This is a genomic window from Psychrobacter sp. W2-37-MNA-CIBAN-0211, from assembly GCF_040309405.1.
GTDB classification, from domain to species: Bacteria; Pseudomonadota; Gammaproteobacteria; order Pseudomonadales; family Moraxellaceae; genus Psychrobacter; species Psychrobacter glaciei.
The window spans coordinates 1-239 of the sequence record NZ_JBEOOU010000536.1 but is presented as its reverse complement, the minus strand read 5'-3'; the positions used below and the strand labels follow the sequence as shown (position 1 = coordinate 239).

At 56.5% G+C, this 239-nt stretch carries 1 pseudogene; it reads right to left on the bottom strand.

From position 1 onward, the window contains the following. Positions 1-13 precede the first annotated feature (13 nt). Positions 14-239: pseudogene (locus AAEY72_RS16170) on the bottom strand (hypothetical protein); the annotation flags it as partial.

Sequence of the window (239 nt, the reverse complement as noted above, 5' to 3'; positions counted from 1 at the left end):
ACTCATCTGACCGTCAACGGTATTGGAGGAAGACGTTGTCTCGCCCGAACTGGTCACGCAAAGCTTGAATCAAGCCATCAGCGGGATCAATTCGCCACGTCTCACCAAACTGCAACATGGCCTTGGCATCGCTACCGGTGTACTCCATGGTCACCGGGCATGCGCCACGGTGGCGTTTGAGCAAGTCCCCCAACCAGCGTAGCTGATCGCCTTTAAGCGCTTCGGTCTTGACCTTCAGG